The organism is Pseudomonas sp. PME37.24/006 (genome assembly GCF_055556635.1).
On sequence record NZ_JBVHNL010000177.1, the window covers coordinates 1 to 260 of the forward strand.

General features: G+C 63.8%; 1 protein-coding gene. It reads right to left on the reverse strand.

Annotated elements, in window-relative coordinates:
• On the reverse strand, nt 1-260 hold a 260-nt coding region (locus tag ACZ3GY_RS24310), incomplete at both ends, for an efflux RND transporter permease subunit (protein WP_465912339.1).

A 260-nucleotide genomic window follows, 5' to 3' on the forward strand; every position in this document is an offset into this window, starting at 1 on the left:
TTCACGGTGATGTTGCCGAGCGTGGCGCGTAATTGCTCGAGATCGAGCCCTGCGGCAGCGAGCTTGGCCGGATTGACCTGCACCCGGATCGACGGCTTCTGCATGCCGCCGATGGTGACGAGCGAGACACCCGGCACCTGCGACAATTTCTGCGCCAGGATGCTGTCGGCATAGTCGTCGACCTTGGTCAGCGGCTCGGTGTCCGACGTGAGCGCGATCAGCAGCACCGGCACGTCGGCCGGATTGACCTTGTGGAAGGT